Origin of the sequence: Hyphomicrobium sp. DMF-1 (assembly GCF_027886585.1) — a bacterium.
Lineage (GTDB): Bacteria > Pseudomonadota > Alphaproteobacteria > Rhizobiales > Hyphomicrobiaceae > Hyphomicrobium_C > Hyphomicrobium_C zavarzinii.
In genome coordinates this window covers 3,618,369-3,635,250 of the sequence record NZ_CP115706.1, presented here as the reverse complement: position 1 = coordinate 3,635,250, position 16,882 = coordinate 3,618,369, and the positions used below count along the sequence as shown (strand labels likewise).

Genomic DNA, 16,882 nt, shown 5'->3' with positions numbered 1-16,882 from the left:
GGCCTCGCCGCTATCCCTGGGCGACGTGCTCATAGATGTCATCCTCCTGCGCGTTGTGGATGCGAACGAGCGCCTCGATCGATCCAATGACGCGCTGGGCATCCCGCACCAGATATTTGTCGGCGTCCTCTGCGCGTAGATTGCTGGCAATCCGGGCGAGCAGCCTCGATTGATGCAAAATCTCTCTGTGAGCGCGGCTCATCGCAGAGAGCCCGTGGCCATCTGCCAGGTACCGCGTAAGGCGCGGGTAGATGATCGTCTCGTCCTCCCGCTCGTGGGTTACGACGCTGTCCTCGACAAGGCGATGAGCTTCGAGGATCAGGTCTACCGCCTTTTGACCCTCAACGTCGTCGAGCGCATCGGAGATCTGGAGGAGCTTGTCCAGAACGTCCTCCAGGAGCCGATGCTGTTCGCCAAGATCCTTTGCCATGTTCCCCGGAACGACGCCTCTTCCGGACCCCCATGGGGGGCGTAGCGCGCGCAAGGCATTCACAATCACTGCGACATCGATCGCCTCTTGCGTCAGCGCGCCTGCGACCGGCTCGAGCCATCCGAAGGCGGCCACGGCCATGGCGATGCCCGATAGGCCCATGCCGATGACAATGCTTTGCATGGCAATGCGGCGGGAGCGGCGGGCGATGGCCACCGCTTCGGAAACGCGGTCAAGGCGGTCGACCACAATGACCACATCGGCCGCCTCCGATGAAGCGCTGGCCCCCCGCGCACCCAGGGCAACGCCCACGTCTGCGGCGGCAAGTGCAGGGGCGTCGTTGATGCCGTCACCGACCATCAGGGTCGGATGCAGCCGGCTCTCCATGGCAACGGCGTCGACCTTGTCGGATGGATCCCGATCCGAAAGAACGGCGTCGATGTCGAGCGCTGCGGCGATGGTCTCGGCCGCGTCCGCCCGGTCACCGGTCACCATCACGATGCGCGAAATCCCCGCCGCGCGAAGCGACTGCACCGCGCGCGGGGTTTCCTTGCGCAGTTCGTCGCCCAACAGCAACGCGCCCGCGACGCGGCCGTCGATGGAGACAAAGACGCTCAGCGCAGATCGCCACGACGCGCGGCGCAATGCCCGGAGCGCCCAATCGTCGGGCCGATGCGACCCGAAGATCAATTGGTGCGAGCCCGCGCGGACGCGTTTCCCATCGACGATCCCCTCAAGGCCTGCCCCCGCGACCTCATGCACCTGCGATGGTGTCTTGAGAGAAAGCCCCTTGGCCGCGGCGGCGGACACGATCGCGCTGGCAACGACATGTTGGGACGCCTGCTCCAGAGACGCGGCAAGCCGAAGGACGTCATCGGCACTTTCTCCCGGTCCCGTCTCGACCGCAACGAGACGGGCACCGCCCACCGTCAGCGTTCCAGTTTTGTCGAAGAGCACGGTATGCGTCTGCGCCAGGGCGTCCAGGGGAGCCCCGCCTTTGATGATGATGCCGCGGCGTGCTGCCTGAGAGACACCCGCGATGAAGGCGACCGGCGCGGCCAGGATCAGCGGGCAGGGGGTGGCGACGACCAGGACAGCCAGGGCCCGGACGGCCTCGCCGGACATCACCCAGGCCAGCCCGGCAACGAGGATCGTAAGCGGCAGAAACCAGAGTGCATACGTGTCGGCCAAGCGGATGAAAGGGGCCTTGGCCGTCTGGGCGGCTGTCACGAGACGCACGATGCCAGCGTATGTGCTGTCCTCGGCCGTGGCGAGCGCCGTCATCTCGAAGGTATCGCCCGCATTGATGGCCCCGCTCCGCACGCTCTCGCCCCGAGGCCGCGTGACAGGAATCGGCTCGCCGGTCAGGGCGGATTCATCGAGAACCGCAAGCGGCGACGTAATGAGGCCGTCCACGGGCACGATCTCGCCCACGCGGACCGCGATCGTATCGCCGATGGCAATCGATGAGATCGGAACCACCTCGCTCGCATCGCCTTTGCGGCGGAGCGCGATGGTGGGAGCGCGGTCTATCAGCGACTTGAGATTGCGCTCGGCGCGTGCAACGGCGTAGTCCTCGAGGACGGTGCCGCCCGTGTACATGATGGCGATGACAATCGCGGCGAGCGACTGGTTGAGCGCGATGGCGCCCGCCATGGCCAGGAGCGCGATCGCATCGACACCCATGCGTCGCGCCAGAAGATCGCGAGTGATGGAAATCGCAAGTGCGATGACCACCGGAAGGGTGGCCCCGATCCAGAGCCAGTCTGCCGCCCGCTCTTGGGCCAATGCAAACGCCGCTCCTCCCGCAACGAGTCCAACCAGAACCGCAAGCAGCAGGACCCGCCTGACAAGACGTTCATCGATCGCGGAAACCCCGATCCGATCCAGATAGGAACCCATCCAGCACCTTTCGCTTCCAGGAAGCGAGCATACTCGGCAAGTCGGCTCTCGTCAGAGCGGGCTGAGGGCGCGACAGGACTTTGCGCCCCGAGCCCGTGCACCGTGAGTTGGAGGACTAAATATCGAGCTGAATAAATGCCTCTACGCTGAGATAGGCCGCCTTGTCTGTGATCAAATCACATCCGGTATCAAGCCCAAGTCCGAGCCTAAGACCGGAGCCCAGGCCCGAGCCCAGGTCCAGGACTAGGCGCGTGAGCATGAGCGAGGCGGCTCAGCCTCCCCATGACGGACAAGTCATGACGGAAGCTGAGCCTCTTTCCGAGCCTGCATGACCGAGTAGAGAAGTCCCACCGCCAGGATTGCCAGGGTGACGGCAAGAGACACGCTCGCCGGAAACTTCTCCCATCCGAGGGCGTCGGCAATGAAGATTTTCGCGCCGATGAAGATGAGAACCACAGCGAGCGCCGGCTTCAGATAACGGAAACGGTCGATTGCAGACGCCAGCGCGAAGTAGAGCGCGCGCAAGCCGAGGATCGCGAAGATATTCGACGTATAGACGACGAACGGGTCCGTCGTGATCGCGAAGATCGCGGGAATGCTGTCGACAGCGAAGATGAGATCGACGATCTCGATCATGAGGAGCGCAACGAAGAGCGGCGTAGCCCACAGCACAACCCGGCCGGTCCGCTCATCGGGCAGGCGCACGAAGAAGCGCTCCTTGTGGGGCTCGGGGGTGACGCGGAAGACGAGGCGGATGAGCTTCAACACGGGGTTGTCGGAGAGCTCCGGGGGCTTGTCCTCCATGAGGAGCATCTTGAAACCCGTCGCGACCAGGAAGAGCGCGAACAGGTAGAGGATCCACGAGAACTCGGAAACCAGCGCGGCTCCGAGGCCGATCATGACAGCCCGAAGCACGATGACGCCAAGGATGCCCCAGAAGAGCACGCGGTGTTGATAGACGGCGGGGATCGCGAGGTGGGCGAAGATGAGCGAGATGACGAAGATGTTGTCGAGCGCCAGCGTCTTTTCGACGAGAAACCCGGTGAAGTACTCCGACCCGGCCTGGGCCCCGAGACTTATCCAGACCCACACACCGAACGCGAGCCCCATAACAATATACCAGGCGCTCATGATGAGGCTCTCGCGTGTTCCTATCGCATGCGGCGTGCGGTTGAAGACACCGAGATCGAGCGCGAGCAGCATCAGCACCACGCTGAAGAAGCCTGCCCACATCCAGATGGGCTTATCGAGGAAGGTCTCGAATAGAAGGTCCAAGGATTTTTCCTAACGTCTCATAGGCGCAGGAGCCGCTGTCAGGCGCCATTGCGAAAAGGGCAGAGAAAGCCGTCGCGCGATCATGTATCGCGAGGCTCTTTCTAGCGTCTCCAGCGGGAGCCGCCTCGGGAGCCTCGCGAGTAAAGTCCGGCGTGCTTTTGCGTCGTGCTCTACAATGTGCTGTTTGCGTAGCGGATCGTTTCGCGCTCGAGCCGAATGACTGGATCGCGCTGGGGCCTCTCACCAGCCGGGGCGGCATTGTCGCGAGCATGCGTCCGATAGATCGCCTCGAGCGCTTCGGGGGTGTTGATGCGAACGGCGAGATCGCGCAGGAGACCGTCTTTCAACGCGTATATCAGCCCGTGCACGGAAAGCGGGTGTCCGCACGCCCAGGCGTTCTGCACGATCGTCGTGTGGCAGACGTTTTTTACCTGCTCGATCACGTTGAGCTCGCACAGGCGATCCTCCCGCGCTTGCGGATCGGATAGGGCATTGAGCTCGGCCTTGTTCAGCCGGTAGACGTCCTTGATGTTGCGCAGCCAGTTGTCGATAAGGCCGTGCTGTCCGGAGCCGCTTGCGGCATGCACGCCCCCGCAGCCGTAGTGCCCGCAGACGATGATGTGCTCGATCTTCAGCACCTCGACCGCGAACTGAATGACCGACAGACAACTCATGTCGGTGTGAACGACGAGGTTCGCGACATTGCGGTGAACGAAAACCTCGCCCGGACTGAGCCCCAATATCTGGTTGGCGGGCACGCGGCTGTCGGAGCACCCGATCCAGAGATATTTCGGCGCCTGGCCCGATGCGAGGCGCGAGAAATAGTGCGGATCGGCTTCCGCTTGCGCGATGGCCCAGGCCCTGTTGTTTTTGAACAGTCTTTCGAGTTCAGCCATTTCTGCTCCTTGATATTGGTGTTGGAGGCTCCGCCTTCGTGTTTCGCCGCACGCGATCGCTCTCCCAAGTCAGCTCTCGCCCAGGCGGGTGTTGCCCCCGTTGAGTGGCAAGATGGGTATTCTACCGATCGTCGTCCAATGGGTTTTAGCCGGTCTACTGATCGGAAATTCCGATTGATTTATTCGGCCTGATGACCTTCCTATGCGCGTCGTTCTTCGACGAAAGCCTGTGAGGAGAGGACGCGAAAGCAGTGCCAAGCCTGAGACAACTCGAATATCTCGTCGCATTGGCGGAGACGCGCCATTTCCGGCGCGCGGCGGAGCGGGCCAACACGACCCAGCCCACACTGAGCGAGCAGATCAAGGCGCTGGAGGACCGGCTCGGCGCTCAGCTCGTGGAGCGCACGACCTCTCGGGCACTGCTTACGCCTCTCGGAGCTCAGATCGTGGAGATCGCCAGGCGCATGCTGAAAGACGCAAGCGAGATCCGGAGTCTCGCTTCGAGCAGCAGCAAGGAATTGAGCGGCCTATTGCGGCTCGGGTTGCCGCCCACCATTGGTCCATACCTGATGCAGCGTGCCGCGCCGAAGCTGCACCGGACCTACCCGGATCTGCGGCTCTATGTGCGTGAGGACCTGCCCCAGCTTCTCCCGCGCTCGCTCGAGGAAGGGGTGCATGACGTCATCATCTGTCCCTTGCCGGTGAAAGGCGCGGAAATAGAAAGTGTCGTCCTGTTCCGCGAGCCGCTCCTGCTCACCGTCGCGGCGGATCATCCGTTGGGCAAGAAGGCACATGCGACGCTGGCGGACATCAAGGGAGAGGATGTCCTGGCCTTAGGGCCGGGCCACCAGCTGCACGAGACGGCCATCGAGCTCTGCAAAACCACGGGCGCCAGGCTGCGCTACGATTTCGAGGGGACGAGCCTCGACATGTTGCGCGAGATGGTCGTGATGGGCCTCGGCGTCACGTTCATGCCTGGCCTCTACGCAAGAAGCGAGCTCATTCAGGACAAGGACGTGAGGCTGCTCGAGATAAAGGATCGTCCGCTGTTTCGGACGATGGGCATGGCGTGGCGCAAGTCCAGCGCACGCAGGGAAACCTACGAGAAGCTCGCGGGCTTCTTCAAGAAGATGGTTGAAGCCGGGCTCGAAAGACGCCGATAAGCACTGGTTAGGCCGCGCTGAAGCACAGAAAGATCTGGCAGCGCTGGCGTCCCCAGAGCTCGGCTATGTGACGAGCTTGGCTATTCGACAGGCGTCACAGAGAACCCGCTCGACTTCAGGATCGAGATAAGGCCGTCCGCTCCCGGAAGGTGGGTTGCGCCAACGGCGACAAAGGCGCCGCCAGTCTCAAACAACGGCAGTCCCCGCTCGGCCATTCGCACGTTGCGCGCGGTGATCAGGCCGTGCCGGATGTCCTGCATACGTGCATCCGTGAGCCCCGCGTTCGGTGCAAGCTCACGCATGAGATCGAGCGAAGCTGAAATTTGCCGGCCTTTGTAGAGTTCCAGCATCGTGGCCGTCACGTCGTCGGCCCGGTCATTCATCTCGATGCTGGAGCGTAGCCAGGCAGCTTGAGCTTCGTCTGGTATGGAAGCCAGCGTTTCAAACTGTTCGAGAAGAGTTTCGAGCCCCACGATTTTCTTGCCTTGTGACTTGGCAAAGTTTGCGACGATGAGATCCATGGGTTCATGCGTCACATTCGGGCATCCAGCCGCCAGAAAGAGTGTGGCCACCCACGGCCGGACGCCTAGTGCGAGGTCTTCGGGATAGCCCGCGGCGGCGATCGCCTTTTCGACCACACGCAATTCGCTATCGTCCAGCATGCGCTGCAAAGGCTTGTCGCGGGCGCTCATCAGCTTTCCGGCCTGCGCCATCACATGACCGTAAGCGCCGCGTGACAATTGCTCTTGCTCGAGTGCGACCACACGCGAAGCGGTGATAGCGGATGTAACGGCCGGGCTAAGCTCTTGAAGGCTAGGGTGAGCGATGTGAAGCGTGCCGAGAACGTAGGACGGCGAAATGCCGTGCCTTTCGATGCGCCACAGGATCGCCTGACTGTTTTCCGCCTGCCTTGCATTTTCGAGCAAGGATGCGACCCCTGCCGGACGTTTGAGTGAGAGTTCGGCGATGAGACTGCGTCCCTCGCACCCGGGCTGCGGTGCCGCGTAGCTGTTCGATGGGCTCAAAGAGCTGACCAAGACCATCGCAGATACTGCGATTGCACGAACCGTCGCGATTGTTTTTGCCATTGCGTTCTCACTGAGCAAGCCAGCCGTGTTGAGATGAACAAAGGTCGCTTCGTAGAACGAAGCCGCGAGCGGCTCGGATCTCCGGATTGGATTTCATTTTCCAGCAAATCTGGGATCAGTCGAGGGCGGGAAATATTCCATGGAATTATTGCTCCATTTTCCAGCCCGCAGATCAAATCCAACACCGCCGCGTCGACGTTTGCGGGAGACTGCAAGGGGAGTACAGAGATGCCAAGCTGGCGTGCCTCATTGAATTGCAAAAGAAACTCGTCGCTCTCAAAGCGGGGCGTGTTCATTGTCATTGTGTTCGCGCCTCTTCTGAGCGCCTGCAGTGACGAACCGGCGGTTCAAGGTAAGCCAGCGAAAACGCCGCAATCGAGATCGGGCCTCGACCGGCAATGGCTGGAGATCCACAGCTCAATCAAACCTGCGCAGTGGGTTTTGGATTGGCGGCATCCGAAGGAACGGTCGGCCTCTGACGAGGAGATGCAGCGCGTACAAAAGCATCTCACGGCGGCGCATAACATCTACCGGGAAAGCGAGCGAATGATTGCCAATCGCGCCGTTCAGCTCGAGCAGATGCTGGCAAAGCTCAATGTGCAGGAAAGCGCGGCGAACATACTGGAGGATATTTCCTCGGTCGCTGGCGAAATCGGGCAGACCGAGGGCTTCGGCGCAGTTTCCCAACATTACTACATTTTGCGCAGCGGAAAGTACGATCGAGAAGCTGCGCTCGCTTTGCTGAAGCAGCGGTACGGCACCCGCACCGTCAAATCTACGGGCGATTGAGCAACCCTCGCGCACCAGGAGTGCTTCACATGATGATTGCGCATCGCCTCGTGATCCAGTTCGCGGCTTGCTAGCGTAACGCGAGCGCGGACGCTGAGTTTATGAGCACTCGGCCGACGCGGCCCAGTCGCGACGGCAACCCATCCCGCTGATCGCGGCTGGGCGGTGTATCTTGCAACGAGCCTTTGATTGATGGAGGAGGGAGCCGACGCTCCCTCCTGCTGGTAGCGGCGCTATAGGCTGACAGGCGCTTAGGCCGCGGGGACTGTCAGAGACGATGAACGTTCGACAAATGCCTTCAGTACGAAGTGCAGGGCAAGAAGGCCGGCGTAGGCCAGACCATTGAGCGCGAGAACCCAGCCGACGGTCTCGAACGTATAGGCTTCGGCTCCGCCGAGAACGAGAGCCGCGGCAAAGATGGCTCCCTGGAAAACGATGAAGGCCGTGGCAAACGCGAGTGCGGCCGAACCTGACGGTGAGGCGAGGCGCACCGATAGCCGCGCGGCGAAGAACCCCGCCACCATCGCTGCGCCGATCAAGGTGGACCAGACGAGTGACATCCCTTCCATGGGATATCCGAGGATCGCGAACCCAACCAGTTGATTGAGAAGCCATGCCACCAAGACGGTGAGCAGGCCTTCCATCCGGTTCAGGCCGACGGCGGCAAGCGCGGCGACTGCCACAAACGGGGCGCCGCAAGAAAATGCAAGCGTGCCTCCGAGGCCCAATGCGCAGATGAGAGCCATCCAGAGCATCGGAGCCGGTGTCCGGAGGGAGGTAGAGGCGTTTGCGTTCATATCCAGGTTCTCCTCAATGGAAATGTTAGGGGGTATCCGCACGACCAAAAGCAGCTTCGGTTCCGCGCTCAGTCCATTTTCGGTTTCGCGGCAAAACCGCGGGCTTTTTCGTCCAAGGCTTCAGGCTCGCGGCCGAGCCACTTCTTGGAGATCGCGCGCCATGCCTTGAGACGATCCCAAACAGGCTCTTCCTCAGCGGTGTCCTCGTCCGTGACGAAAGGGTTCGGGAAGAAGATCGAGATCATCGGCTCATCCTTGCCGTTCCACATCTCGAAACCCCATGTGACGGGCGAACCATCGCCCATCATTCCGCGATACATCACGGCGCGTGACGGCTTGCGATGCGCACGAACCTCGGGCGAGGTCGGAGCGAAGGAGGGGCCCATCGTCTCGCCAACGCAGAGGTGGAAATGGCCGCCCTTGCTGAAGAAAATAGTGAGATAGCCGTCATGCACGGTGATCCGGCTCGGTGGCGTTACGCACATGATCTCGTAAGCCGCGCCCTGAATAAGGGGCCCATATCTCAGGCCATCCCAGTGGTTTTCGAAGATGTCCGTGAGAAACGCGACCAGGAAGTCCTGCGTTGCGGGAAGTGCCCACTCCTGACGAGACGCGACGCCGCCGCAGCTTGGGGCTTTGATGAGAGTCGGCTCGGGATTGATGTTCCAGGTCTCGAAACTTCGGGGCATTTCCATGAGTGGCTCTCCCAATCGTTCTGCTTTGTGGTGAAACGAGCGGACCCGAAATGGCCGCTCGTTTCTATCTTCAGAGTCCATCCGGCGTCCGGGTCAGTTGCCAGGCAACGGCATCTTGAGGCCGCCGTAGACCGAGAGCCCAGCGGTGCCGTATCCGACGTAGGTTTGATAGTCCTCGTTGAGCAGGTTTTCGCCGCGTACGTAGGCTTCGACACCGGGAAGCAACTCGTAAGAGGCTTTCGCGCTCACCAACACGTAGTCGTCGAGTTCGACGCCGCCGCTACCGAGCGTATCGGTCACGCCCTTTGCGGTGACGTTGAGGGCCACCTTCTCCATGGGCACGAGGTCAACTCCGAGTACCACGTTGTTCTTGGGAACGTGGTTGAGCCGGGCACCCGACGCGGTCTCGGTGTCGACATAGGTGTAGCTCGCCGACACGGTGACGCCGGGCACGATCATCACAGCCGAGGTCAGCTCAACGCCGTTGCGTCGCGTCACGCCGGGGATGTTGGTGTATTTGTATTTGCCCGTTCCGGGGTTGTACTCGGTGGTGATGAGGTTGTCGGTATCGAGCTCGAAATACGTCGCGCCCAGTTGCACCCTGCCGTCCAGGAAACCCTGGTCGATGCCGGCGTCCCAGGTCTTGCTGGTCTCCGGCTCGAGATTAGGGTTCCCGTACTCCGAATAGGATGGATAGAGCGGGAATTCCCCGAACAGCTCGTCCAGGGACGGCACGCGGAAGCCGGTCCCATAGCTTCCCCGGATCTTCGTAGCGCTTCCCGGAAAGAGATAGGCGCCCGTCAGCCGGTGTGTTTTGAAGTCGCCGAAATTGCTGTGGCTATCGAGACGGCCGCCGCCCGTCAGCACCAAGCCGTCAATTGGCTCGATCATGAGCTGCGCAAAGTAGCCTGTCCAATCTGCCGATTGGCCGTTGACGGAGTAGGAGTCCGCCGTCGTCTTTTCCCAATCGACGCCGCCCAGCAAAGACAAGCGCTCGTTGAGTGTCACAACACCTTGGTATTCGGCCTTGACGCGCTCGCCGACGTAGCTCCCGGCCGAGCTGCCGAAATACTCGCGCTCGTTCCGCATCCCTTGCAGCGCGACGGTGTTCCGGAATGCCCCGTCGAGAAACGAGACCTCGGCGCCCACCCGTCCGGCATGCTGTACGACATCGACGGTATCGGCATTGTCGTTAAACGGAAATCCGCCGTCGATATCGAGATCGGCGTCGAGCGTGCGGGCGCTGAAGAAGACCTTCGCAGACGGGGTGAGATAGTATTCGCCTCGTCCCGAGAATGTCAGGTTTCTGTAGCCGTCATCCTCGGTGCCAACCGCGGCTGCGGAGAAACCGTCCGTGTCGACGCCTTGGGCGGTGACCGAAATGTTGCTGCCGTCGTTGGCGGCGTAGCCAGCGGTATAGGCGCCGCGAAAGGTATTGTAGGCGCCGTATTCCACGCCTCCCCCTTGGGAGAAGCCGGGCTTGGTCGCTTTTTTGGTCTCGATGTTGATGACACCGGCAACAGCGTCGCCGCCGAACAGCGTGCTCTGCGAGCCCTTCACCAGCTCGATACGTGACACATCGCCGACAAGCAAATGCTCGAAGGCGGTCTCGGTGGTGACGCCCGAGGGGTCGCTCAGATCCATCCCGTCGACGAGCAACTTTACGTACCTTCCGCTCGCCCCGCGGATGCTGATTCCGGCTTGCGTGCCCGGCGGTCCGAATTGTGAAAAGTTCACGCCAGGCAAGGTCTCGAGGTAGTCCTTGAGATAGGTCCTCGATTGCTTCGCGAGATCCTTCTCCGTGAGAACCTCCACGGTGGAGCCGACTTTCGAGGCGTCCGTCGGCGTGCGGTTGGCCGAGTAGATGGTTATGCCTTCAAGCTCCATAACTTGAGCTTTCGCCGAATGGCCGAATGCCGACGCGACAAGCAGCACGGTCGACGACACTAGCACCGCCCTGCGGGCAGTCCCGAAATCGCGCGCTGCCACGAAAGAAATTCGATACGTCACAAGTCCCCCGTCACGATTGATGGACGGGAGCCCGTGCAGACTCACCACAAAATCAAACAGCCCCACACGATGCCCACGCAGCCGCACATGCATGCAGCGGCGCGCGGCGTTGCAGCGCGAGACTTTGTTTTGTCAGAGGGTTGTTTCGACCCAAGGCATGCCTGACGTAGCTCCCAAAAGGTTGCACATCAGCCGCCACTACGGGTAACCGTTCCACCGAGCGTCCCGCACGGAGGATGGGCGACTCGTGCCGGCAGGTCTCCTGGCTCACGGCTCGAACGTCTCGCTCCGACCTTCCCGGTGATCCAACGCGGATCTCCAGTGGCATAAAAGGAGTAGACTTGCCGCTTACAGTTGCGGGAGCAGCCTCGGCTTCGGCGCAGTGACGCGCCTCACCGTGTTCCCTTTTCACCCGTCGCTCGCTTGCGCGCACTCCGGGAACCGTCACGCGTACTAAGACGCGGTAACTTGCGGCGGTTGTCAATCCCCCATCGCGAAGATGTGGTGACACCCGCGGCGCGCCGGTCGCGCGACGTGGCTTCTCTGGTTTCCAAACCGAGGGTGAGCGCGAACTCGGTGATGCTTGTTCACAGCAATGGAGCGAGGAGCGAAGTGCACTCGGCTAGGCACGCTCAACGATGCGCGGCGATGAGAGAGTGTGCCGTGCTCAGCGATGCCGTGGGTTCGGCACACCTTGTCATCACACGGGAAGATTTGTCAGATCTTCTGGGACACCCTTGTGTGGCCGCAAATCATCAGAGTACAAATTGGTATGTAATATACTTTTTGCATATGACTATTGGGGATACATCATGCCTCATCGTCTATTCGCATTTGTTGCGGCCTTTGCAGTTTTTCTATCGCTTGGACACAGCGCGCACGCGACGCAGAGAATAGCGCTGGTCATTGGGAATTCGAACTACAAGGTGGGGCCACTCGCCAATCCGATCAAAGATGCGGAAGCCATTGCCCGCACCTTCGAATCCTTGGGATTCGATAAGGTCCTTCTCAGAAAGGATGTGGGTATCCAGGGCATCAGAAGTGCGTTGGGAGAGATCTCGCGGCTTGCTGTTGGGGCCGATGTCGCGGTCATCTATTTTGCCGGACATGGCACTGAGTATTCCGGCAAGAACTATTTGATCCCGGTCGATGCCCGGCTTGATCGCAGCTCGGATCTCGATCTCGAGGCCGTGAGCCTCGACACGGTCCTCAATCAGCTCGACGGCGTTCGGAAGCTCAAACTTGTTATCCTCGACGCCTGCCGGAACAACGTGTTTCCGATGGCCGGCGGGCGCAGAAGCATCCCGCGCGGCCTGGCGCGCGTTGAACCTGACGGCAATACGCTCGTTGCCTACGCCGCCAAGGAGGGGATGACGGCGGACGACGGCAGCGGGCTTGAGCACAGCCCTTATACGAAGGCCTTGTTGCGCCACCTTTCTGCGTCGAGCACCGAGATCCGGCTGGTTTTCGGACGCGTCCGCGATGACGTGATGGAGCTCACGCACGGTCAGCAGATTCCGCATGTGTACGGGTCTCTAGGCGGAGGAGAGATTTACCTCGGTGGAGCGGGCGCTACGCCACCTGCGGCGGCTGCGCCGGCAGTAACCCCGCCTGTAGCACAGGCGCCGAGCCCAGAGCGGCCCGCCGTGAGCAAACCCCAGCCCAAGACCGCAATGCTGGAGACCGCGCCGCTGCCGAAGGACGATCGGTCCGTCGCGCCGATAGCCGCCAATCATCCCGATGCGAATTGGTCGATGCCGACGGGCGACTACGCCAACTTGCGTTACAGCTCGCTCGATCAGATCAATGCAAACAACGTGAGCACGCTGCGTCAGGTCTGGAGCTTTTCCACCGGTGTGCTCCGGGGTCATCAAGGAAACCCTCTGGCCATTGACGGCACTCTCTACGTCCATACTCCCTTCCCCAACTACGTTTATGCGTTGGACATGGATGAGGGGGAGGTGAAGTGGGTGTACCAGCCGCGCATGGATCCTTCCACGATCCCGGTCATGTGCTGCGACACCGTCAATCGGGGCGTCGCATATGAAAACGGCGTGCTGTTTCTCTACCAAAGCGACACCACGCTGACCGCGCTCGATGCGAAAACCGGCAAGGAGCTCTGGAAAGCGGTCAATGGCGACCCGAAACGGGGACAAACGGGAACCAACGCGCCGATTGTCATCAACGGGAAGGTGATCGTCGGCCTATCTGGCAGCGAATTCGGCGTGCGTGGCCATATCACCGCCTACGCCGCCGACACGGGAAAACGACTGTGGCGCGCACACGCGACAGGGCCGGACGGCGATATCCTTTTCGATCCGCAAAAGACCATGTCTCTGGGCAAGCCGGTGGGGCGCGACTCCTCGCTGAAGACGTGGACCGGCGATCAATGGAAGATTGGCGGCGGCACGGCCTGGGGCTGGTTCTCCTATGATCCGGACCTCGACCTGCTCTACTACGGCACCGCCAATCCCTCGACGTGGAACGCCGTGCAGAGGGCGGGACCGGATGGCAAGGCGATCGACCAGAAGTGGACGATGTCGATCATCGCGCGCAATCCGACTACCGGCACGGCCGCGTGGGCCTATCAGATGACGCCGTTCGACGAATGGAGCTACGACGGCGTCAACGAGATGATCCTTGCAGACATCGACGTCGAGGGCCGGGAGCGCAAGGTCCTTGTTCATTTCGACAAGAACGGCATCGCCTACACGCTCGATCGCGCGACCGGCGAGCCGCTCGTCGCTGCCAAGTTTCTCGAAGCGACAAACTGGACCAGCGGTGTCAGTCTGGATCGCGCGAGCCGCAACTATGGGCGTCCCGTGGTCGTCGCCTCGCGCTCACCGTTTCTCAACGGCTCCGATATCAATACGAAGGACATCTGTCCTTCCAGCTCAGGCGCTAAGAACCAGGGACCTGCGGCCTATTCCAAGCTGACTGGCCTCTTCTATGTGCCAGTCAATGCCCTGTGTATGGACTATGAGCCGTTTCGGGTCACCTACACGCCCGGCCAGCCGTACGTGGGAGCGGTGCTGTCGATGTTCCCTCCGCAGGGACAGACCACGCGTGGCAGTTTCATCGCGTGGGATGCGGCTCAGGGGCGCGCTGTTTGGGAGGCCCCGGAGGATTTTCCGGTGTGGTCCGGGGCGCTGGCAACCGCCGGCTCCATCGTTTGCTTCGGAACCGTTGACGGATACTTGAAATGCCTCGACCAGAAGGACGGGAAAGCGCTCTTCAAGTACAAGACGCCGTCCGGCATTGTGGGCAACGTCATGACCTACGCGCACAAAGGCAAGCAGTACCTGGCGGTGCTGTCGGGGCTTGGCGGCTGGGTGGGGATCGGCATGGCCGCGGGGCTGACGAATCCGACCGACGGCCTTGGGATGGTCGGGGCGACAGCGGATCTGCAGAGGCGCACAAGCCTCGGGGGTGCGCTCGTGGTGTTTGCGCTGCCTTGACCGTAGAACGTGGTGCGAGGTGGCGCGCGGGATTTCCTGCGAAGAGACAAGCATCCAACGAGCGGGCGCGGCTTCGGCCGGACGCCGTCGTGTTTTCATCGGGCATGAACCGGCTCTGTGGCGCGGACGAGGGGTGGGAGACATTGTTGCCCCCCTTTCGGCCTGTTGATACCCTTACTCGTCAATGGTTATGGAGGACTGGGTGCCCCGCGGCCCTGCTAAAAGTGCCGACAGTAGCTCATTCGCGTTCTCGGACGCGGCTTCCGACATCGCGTTTCTCGAGCGGATCCGATGGTTTCGGATGTCGTTGATTGAACGCATCTGCACCTCCAGCACAAGTCAGTCCGACAAGGTTCTGGTCCATTTGCGCCAGGAGCCGACTTCGCAGATGGCCGAGTTCTTCTATCTGCTGGATTGCCAGCAGATCCGCACGGTCGGCCAATTGCAGAGGCTTGCCGAATTGCACAACGCCTATGTTGTCGCCGTGACCAAGGACAAGAGCAAGATGCGCCGGCTTGGGCTGACGTCCGACCGCTTGCTCGACGCGATGTTCACCTCCGACACGATGCCGAGGCTCTTGCAGAACTGGCAGGAGGAGCCGGGGGCAATCGATCAATCAAACCTCGCACGCTTTCTCGGAGTCGTCATGTCGCCCGAGACGTGCCGGAAGACCGTGGTTGCCTGCGCCGAGGCCGGCTTCCTCGTCCGGAGAAAATCGCCTTACGGGACCTTCATCGTAAAATCCGCCGGGGATCTCGAGAGAGTATTTGGATCGACACTTCGTGAGGCTAGATCGAGGAACTCTAAATGAAGACGTGGCCGCTCCTGCCGCTGACGCTCGCGTCGTCTGTTCTCCTTTGTTGCCCTCTTGCGACGGCTCCCGGCTTCGCGGACGTGATCGCGCGGGCTAGCCCGCAGTTCACGGACGCCGAGTTGGCGATCATTGCTCGTAACGAGTCGCTGCGGCGGACCCGGGAGAGCGATCCTTGGGTGGTGAAGGGGTTTCTGGAGCGGTTGGGGAAGCTTGACGAAGAAGCCGGCGGGGCCGAGGGAAAGGGCCAGGATCCCGACATCGATCGATACCTTCGGTCGTCTCCTGAAGCGGCCCACGATCTTCTGCAGATTATCATGCAGGCGGGAAGCGCGGGGCAGGCTGATACGTTGAAGTCCCAGGCAAATGCGCAAGGCTCATCCGACGAGCAAAGCCTTTCTCTTCCTGCCGGAACTCACATCGAGATCGTGTCCTATGACAGCCAAAGCGGAACGTTTGCGGTTTCCTCCGTGGCCTTTCCGGGAGAAGGCCTCACCTACGCGACCGCGCGCGCGCTGGGAGAGGCGATCGCGGCGGGCGAATTTCAGGACCTCTTGGCGAAACCCGATCAACTGGTGACGAGACGCTTTACCCTTTCCAAGGACCTTGCCGCCGTCTTCTCGGACGCGATCGAAGAAGCCCATGATCGGCAGGAACAGTCTGCCCCTTGAAAGCGCGTTTTGGCGTTAGGGATGAGCGCGCTCCGGCGGGCTTGGCTCTGATGTTTCCATTTGCGGGGGCTCGGAGGTGCGCTCCTCCTTTGCGCTCGACGGGGACGCTTCCGGCCGGCGACGCACGGGGATGTCGAAAGACCGGGAACTCGCGCCCTGAAACGTGAAGTGCCACCACTCACGGGAATAGTTCGAGAAGCCCTGAGCCTCCATGGCCGATTTGAGCAAGGCGCGCGCGGCCTTCTGCTGAGAGGTCAGGCCCGAAGCGTGGGTGTGGCTCTTGCTGTCGAAGCAGTCGTAGCTCGTTCCCATATCGACGCTGCCGTCGGAACCTCTTTTGGAGACCTCCGCCGTGCAGGCCTCGAGGCTCGTTTCCTGTTGTGCTTCGGATGGAGGCGGAGACGGCGCGGGCGCGAAGGGCACGATCGTGAGATCGACGGCGCGGCCGGTCGAGTGCATTGAGCGCGAGGCGATATATCCCGCCTCGATGAGCGAGCGCTTGGCGACTTTGGGCATGTATGTCTTCGTGAGTGGCGTGCTCTTCCCGTCGGACACCCAGCGAACGAATGATTTGACGGCTTCCACCGGCCGATAGCAGTCGTAGACTCTCAAGGCATATTTCTGCGCTGCAAGCGCGGCCTGCACGCGTTTCAGAGCCGCGGCCGCGCCACGCGTGAGAATGCATTCGGGCGCCTCATAGCCCGGGACCCGCGCGCCGGTGAAGTTGCGCGGGCCTGCATAGCGCATATCCTGCTCGATCGACGCATCGATCTTGCCGAGGTAAACGAGGGGAGAAGGGAGGTCTCGCGCGTCCGCGGCTACGTCGCCAGCGTGGCCGAGGACGATGGCGGCGCCGAGAGCGAGCACGAGCCGCTGCATGATCCTTGCTTCTCCTCG

The 16,882-nt window shown here is 61.5% G+C and carries 13 protein-coding genes, 1 pseudogene and 1 riboswitch; of the genes and pseudogenes, 6 read left to right on the top strand and 8 right to left on the bottom strand.

Annotated features, from left to right (window positions below):
* Positions 1 to 10 precede the first annotated feature (10 nt).
* The 3 genes from PE058_RS16640 to can all read right to left on the bottom strand — a co-directional run bounded on the left by PE058_RS16640 (position 11) and on the right by can (position 4,503).
* A complete protein-coding gene (locus PE058_RS16640; RefSeq protein WP_020085378.1) occupies positions 11 to 2,332 on the bottom strand; it encodes a heavy metal translocating P-type ATPase in 2,322 nt (773 codons plus the stop codon).
* Positions 2,333 to 2,626: 294 nt separating this feature from the next.
* The gene (locus PE058_RS16635; RefSeq protein WP_442908663.1) at positions 2,627 to 3,607 is read right to left on the bottom strand and encodes a TerC family protein; all 981 of its coding nucleotides are present in this window, start codon (positions 3,605 to 3,607) and stop codon (positions 2,627 to 2,629) included.
* Between the two features lie 170 nt (positions 3,608 to 3,777).
* Positions 3,778 to 4,503: a carbonate dehydratase gene (can, locus tag PE058_RS16630; protein WP_271028912.1), complete on the bottom strand. Its 726-nt coding sequence runs from the start codon at positions 4,501 to 4,503 to the stop codon at positions 3,778 to 3,780.
* 251 nt (positions 4,504 to 4,754) lie between these two features.
* Here can and PE058_RS16625 point away from each other — a divergent pair, with 251 nt between their 5' ends.
* On the top strand, positions 4,755 to 5,666 hold the full coding sequence (locus tag PE058_RS16625) for a LysR substrate-binding domain-containing protein (RefSeq protein ID WP_026867940.1): 912 nt from the start codon (positions 4,755 to 4,757) through the stop codon (positions 5,664 to 5,666).
* Positions 5,667 to 5,746: 80 nt separating this feature from the next.
* On the opposite strand, the gene PE058_RS16620 is transcribed toward PE058_RS16625, so the two are convergent.
* Positions 5,747 to 6,754, bottom strand: coding sequence for a TraB/GumN family protein (locus PE058_RS16620; protein ID WP_271028911.1), 1,008 nt, complete (start codon positions 6,752 to 6,754; stop codon positions 5,747 to 5,749).
* 33 nt (positions 6,755 to 6,787) lie between these two features.
* On the opposite strand from PE058_RS16620, the gene PE058_RS16615 reads away from it, so the two are divergent.
* Complete coding sequence (locus PE058_RS16615; RefSeq protein WP_271028910.1) at positions 6,788 to 7,543, top strand: hypothetical protein; 756 nt, start codon at positions 6,788 to 6,790, stop codon at positions 7,541 to 7,543.
* Positions 7,544 to 7,794: 251 nt separating this feature from the next.
* Here PE058_RS16615 and PE058_RS16610 read toward each other — a convergent pair whose 3' ends face one another.
* From PE058_RS16610 to PE058_RS16600, 3 genes are all read right to left on the bottom strand, one after another.
* Positions 7,795 to 8,340 carry a hypothetical protein gene (locus PE058_RS16610; RefSeq protein WP_020085385.1) on the bottom strand — a complete coding sequence of 182 codons (546 nt, stop codon included), beginning with the start codon at positions 8,338 to 8,340 and terminating at the stop codon, positions 7,795 to 7,797.
* A 68-nt stretch (positions 8,341 to 8,408) separates the two neighbouring features.
* The gene (locus PE058_RS16605) at positions 8,409 to 9,035 is read right to left on the bottom strand and encodes a DUF7676 family protein (protein WP_271028909.1); all 627 of its coding nucleotides are present in this window, start codon (positions 9,033 to 9,035) and stop codon (positions 8,409 to 8,411) included.
* 93 nt (positions 9,036 to 9,128) lie between these two features.
* Positions 9,129 to 11,024, bottom strand: coding sequence for a TonB-dependent receptor plug domain-containing protein (locus PE058_RS16600; RefSeq protein WP_271028908.1), 1,896 nt, complete (start codon positions 11,022 to 11,024; stop codon positions 9,129 to 9,131).
* Between the two features lie 256 nt (positions 11,025 to 11,280).
* A riboswitch (cobalamin riboswitch) is annotated at positions 11,281 to 11,506 on the bottom strand.
* A 177-nt stretch (positions 11,507 to 11,683) separates the two neighbouring features.
* Between PE058_RS16600 and PE058_RS16595 the strand changes: the two are divergent.
* The 4 genes and pseudogenes from PE058_RS16595 to PE058_RS16580 all read left to right on the top strand — a co-directional run.
* Positions 11,684 to 12,565: pseudogene (locus tag PE058_RS16595) on the top strand (caspase family protein); the annotation flags it as partial.
* Between the two features lie 153 nt (positions 12,566 to 12,718).
* Entirely contained in the window at positions 12,719 to 14,503 is a 1,785-nt protein-coding gene (locus PE058_RS16590) for a PQQ-dependent dehydrogenase, methanol/ethanol family (protein WP_271030624.1), read from the top strand.
* A gap of 301 nt (positions 14,504 to 14,804) precedes the next feature.
* Entirely contained in the window at positions 14,805 to 15,314 is a 510-nt protein-coding gene (locus tag PE058_RS16585) for a hypothetical protein (RefSeq protein WP_245257641.1), read from the top strand.
* Between the two features lie 122 nt (positions 15,315 to 15,436).
* Positions 15,437 to 15,985 (top strand): hypothetical protein, encoded by a 549-nt coding sequence (locus tag PE058_RS16580; RefSeq protein WP_271028907.1) that lies wholly within the window; start codon positions 15,437 to 15,439, stop codon positions 15,983 to 15,985.
* A 15-nt stretch (positions 15,986 to 16,000) separates the two neighbouring features.
* On the opposite strand, the gene PE058_RS16575 is transcribed toward PE058_RS16580, so the two are convergent.
* Positions 16,001 to 16,864: a M15 family metallopeptidase gene (locus PE058_RS16575; RefSeq protein WP_271028906.1), complete on the bottom strand. Its 864-nt coding sequence runs from the start codon at positions 16,862 to 16,864 to the stop codon at positions 16,001 to 16,003.
* Between the last annotated feature and the right edge of the window lie 18 nt (positions 16,865 to 16,882).